Origin of the sequence: Pseudomonas sp. AP42, assembly GCF_001728935.1 — a bacterium.
In the GTDB taxonomy this organism is placed as follows: domain Bacteria; phylum Pseudomonadota; class Gammaproteobacteria; order Pseudomonadales; family Pseudomonadaceae; genus Aquipseudomonas; species Aquipseudomonas lactis.
Genome location: NZ_LYSO01000043.1, coordinates 37,164 through 46,338 on the forward strand (window position 1 = coordinate 37,164; position 9,175 = coordinate 46,338).

8 protein-coding genes are annotated in these 9,175 nt (G+C 62.2%); 5 read left to right on the top strand and 3 right to left on the bottom strand.

The window, feature by feature from the left end:
* Window positions 1–17 precede the first annotated feature (17 nt).
* From A7K61_RS16905 to A7K61_RS16915, 3 genes are all read left to right on the top strand, one after another.
* Window positions 18–1,142, top strand: a complete 1,125-nt coding sequence (locus A7K61_RS16905; protein WP_069557972.1) for a 2-aminoethylphosphonate--pyruvate transaminase — start codon at window positions 18–20, stop codon at window positions 1,140–1,142.
* A 101-nt stretch (window positions 1,143–1,243) separates the two neighbouring features.
* The gene (gene phnX / locus A7K61_RS16910) at window positions 1,244–2,071 is read left to right on the top strand and encodes a phosphonoacetaldehyde hydrolase (RefSeq protein ID WP_069557973.1); all 828 of its coding nucleotides are present in this window, start codon (window positions 1,244–1,246) and stop codon (window positions 2,069–2,071) included.
* 114 nt (window positions 2,072–2,185) lie between these two features.
* Window positions 2,186–2,740, top strand: coding sequence for a cytochrome b (locus A7K61_RS16915; RefSeq protein WP_069557974.1), 555 nt, complete (start codon window positions 2,186–2,188; stop codon window positions 2,738–2,740).
* A 605-nt stretch (window positions 2,741–3,345) separates the two neighbouring features.
* Here the strand turns inward: A7K61_RS16915 and A7K61_RS16920 are convergent.
* Together A7K61_RS16920 and A7K61_RS16925 are read right to left on the bottom strand one after the other, a co-directional pair.
* A complete protein-coding gene (locus A7K61_RS16920; RefSeq protein WP_256557898.1) occupies window positions 3,346–4,308 on the bottom strand; it encodes a 1-aminocyclopropane-1-carboxylate deaminase/D-cysteine desulfhydrase in 963 nt (320 codons plus the stop codon).
* Window positions 4,309–4,364: 56 nt separating this feature from the next.
* Window positions 4,365–6,404 carry an NADPH-dependent 2,4-dienoyl-CoA reductase gene (locus tag A7K61_RS16925; protein WP_069557975.1) on the bottom strand — a complete coding sequence of 680 codons (2,040 nt, stop codon included), beginning with the start codon at window positions 6,402–6,404 and terminating at the stop codon, window positions 4,365–4,367.
* A 211-nt stretch (window positions 6,405–6,615) separates the two neighbouring features.
* On the opposite strand from A7K61_RS16925, the gene A7K61_RS16930 reads away from it, so the two are divergent.
* Together A7K61_RS16930 and A7K61_RS16935 are read left to right on the top strand one after the other, a co-directional pair.
* Entirely contained in the window at window positions 6,616–7,746 is a 1,131-nt protein-coding gene (locus tag A7K61_RS16930) for a carbon-nitrogen hydrolase family protein (RefSeq protein WP_069557976.1), read from the top strand.
* A gap of 4 nt (window positions 7,747–7,750) precedes the next feature.
* Window positions 7,751–8,785 (top strand): AraC family transcriptional regulator, encoded by a 1,035-nt coding sequence (locus tag A7K61_RS16935; protein WP_047711201.1) that lies wholly within the window; start codon window positions 7,751–7,753, stop codon window positions 8,783–8,785.
* A gap of 163 nt (window positions 8,786–8,948) precedes the next feature.
* On the opposite strand, the gene A7K61_RS33330 is transcribed toward A7K61_RS16935, so the two are convergent.
* A partial coding sequence (locus tag A7K61_RS33330) for a hypothetical protein (RefSeq protein ID WP_218188550.1) occupies window positions 8,949–9,175 on the bottom strand: 227 nt, incomplete at its 5' end.

A 9,175-nucleotide genomic window follows, 5' to 3' on the forward strand; every position in this document is an offset into this window, starting at 1 on the left:
CCTTGCGAGGATTTGACATGACCCCTGCCGCGCCGATCCTGTTGACCCCCGGACCCCTCACCACATCGAACCGTACCCGCCAGGCGATGATGGTGGACTGGGGCTCATGGGACGACCGCTTCAACCAGCTCACCGCCAGCGTGTGCACGCAGTTGCTGGCAATCCTCAACGGCGCCGACAGCCACCACTGCGTGCCGTTGCAAGGCAGCGGCACCTTCGCCGTCGAAGCTGCGATCGGCACCTTGGTCCCCCGCAATGGCAAGGTGCTGGTGTTGATCAACGGCGCCTACGGCAAGCGCCTGGCGAAAATCTGCGAGGTGCTTGGCCGCGAATTCAGCACCTTTGAAACCGCCGAAGACGAGCCCACCACTGCCGCCGATGTGGATCGCCTGTTACACGCCGACAGCGCCATCACCCACGTCGCGCTGATTCATTGCGAAACCAGCACCGGTATTCTCAACCCGTTGGCGCAGATTGCCGAGGTGGTCAAACGCCACGGCAAGCGCCTGATCATCGACGCCATGAGTTCCTTCGGCGCGCTGCCGATTGACGCCCGCGAAGTCCCCTTCGACGCGCTGATCGCCGCCTCGGGCAAATGCCTGGAAGGCGTACCGGGCATGGGCTTTGTCTTTGCCGAAAAAGCCGCGCTGGCCGCCGCCCAGGGCAACTGCCATTCCCTGGCGATGGACCTGTTCGACCAGCACAGCTACATGGTCAAGACCGGCCAGTGGCGCTTCACTCCGCCCACCCACGTGGTCGCCGCCCTGCATGAAGCACTGTTGCAATACGCCGAGGAAGGCGGCTTGCCCGCCCGTCACCGGCGCTATGCGAACAACTGCCAGGCATTGCTGGACGGCATGGCCGAACTGGGCCTGCGCAGCTTTCTCCCGGCGGCGATCCAGGCGCCGATCATCGCCACCTTCCACGCCCCCGACGACCCGCGCTACCAGTTCAAAGCGTTCTACGAACGGGTCAAGGCCAAGGGTTTCATTCTGTACCCGGGCAAATTGACCCAGGTGGAAACCTTCCGCGTGGGCTGCATCGGCCATGTCGACGCCGATGGCATGCGCGCAGCGGTCAAGGCCATCGCCGAGGTGCTGCAAGAAATGTGTAGGAGCGAGCTTGCTCGCGAAGCACGTTAACGATAGCGCGGGCATCCTGAGTCAACGCGGTGCCTGGATGTTTTTCGCGAGCAAGCTCGCTCCTACATAGATGAATGTTATTACCCCACAGGATCTGAACCATGAACTATCAAAACCCCAACACCCTCCAGGCCGTTATCCTCGACTGGGCCGGCACGGTGGTCGATTTCGGCTCCTTCGCCCCTACGCAGATCTTTGTCGAGGCCTTCGCCGAGTTCGACGTGCAGGTGTCTATCGAGGAGGCCCGTGGCCCGATGGGCATGGGCAAGTGGGACCATATCCGCACCCTCTGCGACCAGCCGCAGGTTGCCGAACGCTACCGCCAGGCGTTCGGCCGCACGCCCACCGACGACGACGTGACCGCCATCTACCAGCGCTTCATGCCGCTGCAGATCGAGAAGATCGCCGAACACTCGGCCCTGATCCCCGGTGCCCTCGACACCATCGCCGCCCTGCGCGGCCAAGGTATCAAGATCGGTTCCTGCTCCGGCTACCCCAAGCAGGTGATGGACAAGGTCGTGGCCCTGGCTGCCACCAACGGCTACGTCGCCGACCACGTCGTGGCCACTGACGAAGTGCCCAACGGCCGACCATGGCCGGCCCAGGCGCTGGCCAACGTGATCGCCCTGGGCATCGATGATGTGGCGGCCTGCGTGAAGGTCGATGACACCGTGCCGGGCATTCTCGAAGGCCGACGTGCCGGCATGTGGACGGTGGCCCTGACCTGCTCGGGCAACGCGCTGGGCCTTACCTACGAGCAGTTCCGCGTCCTGGACAGCGACACACTGGCCAGCGAGCGCCAGCGCATCGAAGCGATGTTCGAAGGGTCGCGCCCGCATTATCTGATCGACACCATTACCGACCTGCCGCGGGTCATCAGCGACATCAACCAGCGCCTGGCCCGCGGGGAAATGCCGCAGGCCTACTGACCGAGGTCAAGACAACGGCATTGGCAACAAGCGCAGCGCTCAAAACAGGCATAGAGTTAATGCACTCCATCGCTAAAGAATGGAGGTATGCCCTGATGAGTGAGGAACACAGCGATGCCGTGGAAAAATTCCGATACACGCTACAGCACCATGTCGATTGCGTTGCACTGGTTGATGGTGGTGCTGCTGGCGGTGGTCTACGCCTGCATTGAACTGCGCGGCCAATTCCCCAAAGGCAGCGGTGCGCGCACCTTGATTGTTGAAATGCACTTTATGCTCGGCCTTACCGTGTTTGTGCTGGTGTGGCTGCGCCTGTTTGCCCGCAGCCTGGGGGTGGCGCCGAAGATCGTGCCGGCACCGCCGCAATGGCAGAGCCTGCTGGCGAAGCTGATGCACTGGGCGCTGTATGCGTTGATGATCGGGTTGCCGATTGCCGGTTGGTTGATCGTCAGTGCCAAAGGGCATTCGGTGATGTTTTATGGGATGGAATTGCCGCCATTGATCGCTGAGAACAAGGCACTGGCCAAAGAGATTGAAGGCTGGCATGTGCTGTTCGCCCAGGTCGGTTACTGGCTGATTGGGCTGCACGCGTTGGCGGGGATCTTTCATCATTACGTGATGCGCGATAACACGGCGCTGCGCATGATGCCGGCTGGAAGGAGGCTTTAACCCATTCATGGACTGAACTTAGGCCATCAGTTAAGCGCAACTCCCCTGTGGGAGCGGGCTTGCCCGCGAAGGCGGTGTGTCAGTCACAGTATCTCTTACTGCACTCCCGCTTTCGCAGCATAGGTATCTATACAACTTTGTAGGCTGTAGCAGCAGACGCTAACCACGATGCGAAGCGAGCCGCTCTTGATCTTGATCTGCTTTTGATCTCAGGCGCCCCGTTAAACCACGCTGGCCGGAATTCGACAGTGATTTGGGGGGTAAACCGGCAGGGATGCCGGTTTAGCCGCCACGCGCCATGGATGGCGCGTGGCGGCGGCCCCCCAAATCACTGGCGGATTACGGGCACACCGAGCCTAAGCGAGGTGCCGAGTGGTGGGGCGAGGACCTTTTGGTTACTTTTGGGTCCTTCCAAAAGTGACCCGCTGTCAGAGCGGAACCCTAAGTGGCCGTTACCGCAGCAATGGATATGTACACGGTCCAACTGCGTTGACTGTCAGGCCGCCTTCGCAGGCAAGCCAGCTCCCACATTTGGATCGCCGTGCCTCAGCCAGATCAGCGTCGGCTGTCAGGCCGTCACGGGAGCAAGCTCCCTCGCCACAGGTTCAGCGTCGTACCGAAGTTGTGTAGATACCTATGGCTTTCGCAGGCAAGCCAGCTCCCACAAGAGGTTTGCGCCAGTCGCTGAAGCCTCGGCGGCCTTGCAGGCCGCCGGTGTGGATGAAGATCAGGCGCGTGCCGGGGGTGAAGCGTCCGGCCTCGACCTGCTGTTTCAACGCCAACAGCGCCTTGCCGGTGTAGAGCGGCTCCAGCGGTAGGCCGCACGCTTGTTCGGTGCGCTCAATGAAGTCCAGCAACAGCGGATCGACCTTGGCAAAGCCACCGCGGCTGGCGTCCAGCAATGCATAACCGTCCTGCACGATGGCATTCACGTTCTGCGCCACACCGTGGTCATCCGGCACCGCCATAGCGCCATACACCCAATGCCCACCCGCCTCCGCCAGCGCCAGCCCCGCCACCGTCGTGCCGGTACCTGCCGCCAGCCACCAGGCGTCGTAATCGCTCCAACCGAGGTTACCCAACTGCGCCCGCGCCTGCTCGACCAACACGCCACAGCCCCGAGCACCAGCCAGCCCCCCGCCGCCTTCGGGTATCGGATGAAAGCCAGGATACTGCTCGCGCCAAGGCAGCCAGAAACCCGCTTCATGCCGCGCCCGATAACCGCCATAACCGAGCCAATGCAGTTGCATGCCAAGTGCTTTGAGGTCGAAAACCGTAGGGGTGTCTTGAGGATGGCCGCGCAGCAGGCCGACCGTGGGAAAACCAAAGCGCTTGCCCGCCGCCGCCAGTGCATGCAAATGGTTGGAGTAAGCGCCGCCGAGACTGATCACACCGGTGGCCCCAGCGCGTCGGGCCTGGGCCAGGTGTTCGGTGAGCTTGAACCACTTGTTGCCGCTGATCAGCGGGTCGATACGGTCCAGGCGCAGCACGGCCAACCCGACCCCGTTCAGCCAGTCCAGCTGCAAGGGTTCAAGGGGCGCATGAGGAAGCCAGTCAAAAGGGCCCATCGGCAGGTATCGGAATGAAAAAGGGGCGGTAGTCTACCACCGCCCCGCTTGGTGCCTTACAGCTCTGCAGCCAGGCGTGAGCCCTGGTTGATGGCGCGCTTGGCGTCCAGTTCGGCCGCCACATCGGCGCCGCCGATCAGGTGCACGTTCTGGCCGGCAGCCACCAGGCCGTCGTGCAATTCGCGCAGCGGGTCCTGGCCGGCGCAGATGACGATATTGTCCACCGCCAGGACTTGCGGCTCGCCCTCGGCGCCGATGCGGATATGCAAGCCTTCATCGTCGATCTTCAGGTACTCGACACTGTTGAGCATCTGCACCTGCTTGTTCTTCAAGCCGGTGCGGTGGATCCAGCCCGTGGTCTTGCCCAGGCCATCGCCCACCTTGGAAGCCTTGCGTTGCAGCAGGAACACTTCACGGGCCGGCGCATGGCGCTCGGGTTTGATCCCGGCCACGCCGCCACGGGCTTGCAGCTGAGTGTCGATGCCCCACTCTTTCCAGAACGCCTCGCGATCCAGGCTGGTGGAGACGCCTTGGTGCACGAGGAATTCAGACACGTCAAAGCCGATGCCTCCGGCGCCGATCACCGCCACGCGCTTGCCCACCGGCTTGCGCTCAAGGATCACATCCAGGTAACTCAACACCTTGGCGTTGTCGACACCCGGAATTGCCGGGGTACGCGGTGCGATGCCGGTGGCCAGGATCACCTCGTCATAACCACCCGCTACCAGTTGCGCAACGTCTACACGGGTGTTGAGGCACAGCTCGACGTGGGTGGTCTGCAATTTGCGGTTGAAATAACGCAGGGTCTCGAAGAACTCTTCCTTGCCCGGCACGCGCTTGGCGATATTGAACTGGCCGCCGATCTCGCTGGCGGAGTCGAACAAGGTCACCTGGTGCCCGCGCTCGGCGGCCACAGTAGCAGCGGCCAGACCCGCAGGGCCGGCGCCGACCACCGCGACCTTTTTGATCTGTTTGACCGGCAGGTAATTGAGTTCGGTTTCGTAGCACGCCCGCGGGTTGACCAGGCAGGTGGTCAGCTTGCCGCCAAAGGTGTGGTCCAGGCAGGCCTGGTTGCAGCCAATGCAGGTATTGATCTCATCGGCGCGCCCAGCGGCGGCCTTGTTGACGAACTCGGGGTCGGCGAGAAACGGCCGCGCCATCGAGACCATATCGGCGTCGCCTTCAGCCAGGATCTGCTCGGCGATTTCCGGAGTGTTGATGCGGTTGGTGGTGATCAGCGGGATCTGCACCGAACCGCGCAATTTGGCCGTGACCTTACTGAACGCACCACGGGGCACTTTGGTGGCGATGGTCGGGATACGGGCTTCATGCCAGCCGATACCGGTGTTGATGATCGTCGCGCCGGCCTGTTCGATGGCCTTGGCCAACTGCACGATCTCTTCCCAGACACTGCCGCCTTCCACTAGGTCGAGCATCGACAGGCGGAAGATGATAATGAAGTTCGGGCCTACGGCTTCGCGTACACGGCGCACGATTTCCACCGCCAGGCGCATGCGATTTTCAAAACTGCCGCCCCAACGGTCGGTGCGATGGTTGGTATGGGCGGCGAGGAACTGGTTGATGAAGTAGCCTTCGGAACCCATGATTTCGACGCCGTCATACTCGGCGACCTGGGCCAGCAGCGAGCAGGTGACAAAATCCTGGATCTGCTTTTCGATGCCCTCTTCATCCAATTCCTTGGGCTTGAACGGGTTGATCGGTGCCTGGATAGCGCTCGGCGCCACCTGCTTGGGGCTGTAGGCGTAACGCCCGGCGTGAAGGATCTGCATGCAGATCTTGCCACCCGCGTCGTGCACGGCCTGGGTGACGATCTTGTGCTTGCGCGCCTCTTCTTCGGTGGTCAGCTTGGCCGCACCGGCATACACGCCGCCTTCATCATTGGGGCCAATGCCGCCGGTGACCATCAGGCCCACGCCGCCACGGGCGCGCTCGGCAAAGTAAGCGGCCATGCGCTCGAAACCGCCGGGCTTTTCTTCCAGGCCAGTGTGCATCGAGCCCATCAGGGTACGGTTGCGCAAGGTGGTAAAACCCAGGTCCAACGGGGCCAGCAGGTGCGGGTAGGCAGCAGCGGTCATGGTACAGCTCCACAACGGATCATCACGGGACGTGGCGCACTCGAACGGCGTGCCATCGGTTTATGTCCCACAGACTAAAAGGCGGTGGACCACGGCTCAATGACTGAAACTGACAAGTTATTGATCCAAATGCACAGCGCCCCTTGGCAAGCCACGCCATGGGCCCTACCCTAGTCGCGAACCCTGCACCTGGTCTGTTGTCTGTTGCCCCATGCGTAAACTTCTAGCGTTGACCGTCATCATGGCCCTGGTTGCCTCCCTCGCCGCGTATCTGGTCTGGACCCAGGAGCGCCCCGTGGCGCATTACCTGTCCGACCTGCGCATCACCCTCGCCGTCAATGAGGGCGAACCGGCCGACCGGGGCAACCTGCTGGGCATCCAGCCGGAGCTGTTCCCTGCCGATTACCAGAGCCTGGAACGCCTGCACCTGAAGCTGTCGGCCTACCTGCAAAACGCTCGGGACCTGGGGCTGATCAACGCCAAAACCGTGGTGGTGCTGCCGGAGCATATCGGCACCTGGCTGATGCTCGGCGGCGAAAAGAATGAGCTGTACCAGGCCGCTCATCTCAAGGACGCCATGAACTGGCTGTCGATCAGCAACCCGCTGCAATTTGCCAAAGCCTGGATCAGCGCCACCGGCGACAACCGCATGGATGATGCGTACCTGCGCATGAAAGCCCCGGCCATGGCCCGCGACTATCAAGTGTTGTTTGGCGGCCTCGCCAAAGAATTTGGCGTGACCCTGGTGGCCGGTTCCATTGCCTTGCCCAACCCAAGCGTGATTCAGGGGCAACTGGAGATCGGCCACGGCGCGCTGTACAACGCCAGCGTGGTGTTTGCCGCCGACGGTTTGCCGCTGGGCCAGCCGCAGCGCCAGCTTTACCCGATCTACGATGAGCGGGGCTTTATCGAGCCGGGTGATGAGCATGTCGTCAACGTTGTCGATACTCCCGCCGGGCGCCTGGGCATCCTGGTGGGCAGTGACAGCTGGTACCCGGACAACTACCGCAAGCTCAACGAGCAAGGCGCGCAATTGATCGCGGTGCCGGCTTTTGTCACCGGCCGCGACACCTGGGAGCGTCCGTGGCGTGGCTTCAAGAGCGTATCCACGCCGTCAGAAGTGAGCCTCAAGCCTGAAGAAACCAGCGAGGGCGCAGCCTGGCGTCGCCTCACGCTGATCAGCCAGCCACCCGTCAGCCAAGCCACCGCAGGCATGAGCGTCTTTCTGCGCGGGCAGTTCTGGGACCTGGGCAGCGCCGGCCAGAGTTTCCTCAGCCGCAATGGGCAAGTCTTCGCCGATGGCGACGCCCGTGGTGCGCGCCTGCTGAATATCTGGCTGTAGCGCCTTGAAGCCGGTGCGCCTGGGGGATCTGTCGGTGGGCTTCGTGCACACCCTGGCCGACGCCATCCACAGCCACGGCCTGGACCCACAGCCCCTACTGCTGCAATACGGCCTCGACCCGGCGCGCCTGGCTGAAGCCGGCGCACGCCTGTCGATCCCGCGCTACATGCGCCTGGGCCACGCGGCCATCCAACTGACCGGCAACCCCGGCCTCGGCTTGCGCATGGGCCAGCTCAGCCGCTTGAGCCAGGCCGGCCTTGCCGGCGTCACCGCCGCCCAAGCGCCCACGGTGCGCGAAGCCGCAAGGACGCTCACACGCTTTGAAGCGCTGTACGGTTCCAACTATCGCGGGCAATCAAGCTTTCATGAAGACGCCGAAGGCGCGTGGCTGCGGTTTTATTCCATCAGCCCCTATAACGCCTACAACCGCTTTGTGGTGGATTCGATCATCGCCGGCTGGCTGCAGCAACTCTCGGGCCTGGCGCAACAGCCGGTGCAGGCACAACGAATTGAAATCGAATTCGACGCGCCGGACTACCACGATCACTACAGGGTACTGGGAGAGGGCGTGGTGCACTTCGGCGCCGAGGTCAATCAACTGCGCCTCAACCAACCCACCCTGGCGCTGCGCAACCCACAGCACTGCCCAAGCACCTGGCACCTGTTGCTACAGCTGTGTGAAAGGGAATTAGAGCAGTTGACCCGCACCCGCAGCCTGCGCGAGCGCATTACCCGTTTGCTCGGGCCGATGCTCAATGGCGGCCGGGAACCCGACCTTGAAGAAGTGGCGGCACGCTTGAAGCTGCCCACCTGGACATTGCGGCGCAAACTGGCCGAGGAAGGCACGCAGTTTCGCGCGATTCTCAATGACACCCGTCGCGACCTGGCCATGACCTACATTCGCGACACGGAACTGGCGTTCGGCGAGATCGCCTACTTGCTCGGTTTTGCTTCGGCCCAAGCCTTCCAAAGGGCCTTCAGGCGCTGGAACAACCAGACCCCAGGGGAATTTCGCCGCAGTCAGCGACACTCCGCCTGAAGTCGGTGTTACAGCTCGGTAGCATCGTCGGCTGGGTCCAGTGGGTCTAGCTCGAATGCCTGGTACTCCAGCAGTTCTTCCTGGTAATCGTCCATGGTGGACTCCTTCTTCATGTTGAAAGCGGTTGCAGATTAATGACCTGCGAACCCAGCCTAAAGTGCCGTCATGACGAAAAAAAGTCGACGTCGTGACATTCCTGCTCTTCAGGATTAAACGTAGCGGCGATCACTGGATTTAACTTAACCGCAACCTCGGTCAACATGTGGGAGCTGGCTTGCCTGCGATGGCCATAGGTATCTACACAACTTATGGGCTGTAGCAGCAGACGGTAACCAGGATGCGAAGCGAGCCGCTCTTGATCTTGCTCTGCTTTTGATCTTAGGCGCCCCG

Excerpts from the sequence above, each read along its gene's own strand:
- A7K61_RS16920 (WP_256557898.1), bottom strand. The coding sequence starts at position 4,308 with ATGGGCCCTTTTGACTGGCTTCCTCATGCGCCCCTTGAACCCTTGCAG.
- A7K61_RS16925 (WP_069557975.1), bottom strand. The coding sequence starts at position 6,404 with ATGACCGCTGCTGCCTACCCGCACCTGCTGGCCCCGTTGGACCTGGGT.
- A7K61_RS16905 (WP_069557972.1), top strand. The coding sequence starts at position 18 with ATGACCCCTGCCGCGCCGATCCTGTTGACCCCCGGACCCCTCACCACA.
- A7K61_RS16930 (WP_069557976.1), top strand. The coding sequence starts at position 6,616 with ATGCGTAAACTTCTAGCGTTGACCGTCATCATGGCCCTGGTTGCCTCC.
- phnX (WP_069557973.1), top strand. The coding sequence starts at position 1,244 with ATGAACTATCAAAACCCCAACACCCTCCAGGCCGTTATCCTCGACTGG.
- A7K61_RS16915 (WP_069557974.1), top strand. The coding sequence starts at position 2,186 with ATGCCGTGGAAAAATTCCGATACACGCTACAGCACCATGTCGATTGCG.